The sequence below is a fragment of the Paraburkholderia podalyriae genome, assembly GCF_014397785.1.
Classification (GTDB): Bacteria; Pseudomonadota; Gammaproteobacteria; order Burkholderiales; family Burkholderiaceae; genus Paraburkholderia; species Paraburkholderia podalyriae.
On record NZ_VZQQ01000373.1, the window covers coordinates 1 to 246 of the forward strand.

Genomic DNA, 246 nt, shown 5'->3' on the forward strand with positions numbered 1-246 from the left:
ACTGGATTGAATACGGTTCAGATAACCGTAGATGTAGATCTTGAGCATCACCTCCGGATGGTACGAAGGTCGGCCGGTCAGCGCTGGTTCGATTCCTTCAAAACCGAGTTTCTGAAGATCAAGTTCATCTACAAAAACATCGACTACGCGCACGGGATTGGTGTCCGTGACGTAGTCGTCAAGTGCTTCGGGGAGGAGAAAGCTTTGTGTACGATTGTCGCCTTGAACGAACCGCTTCATCTCGCT

Annotated in this window: 1 protein-coding gene; it reads right to left on the reverse strand. The window is 50.0% G+C overall.

Going from position 1 to position 246, the window contains the following annotated elements; translation table 11 throughout:
• Positions 1-240: transposase (locus F6X42_RS43345; RefSeq protein ID WP_187639806.1), on the reverse strand; the 240-nt coding region annotated here is incomplete at its 3' end.
• Positions 241-246: the final 6 nt, after the last annotated feature.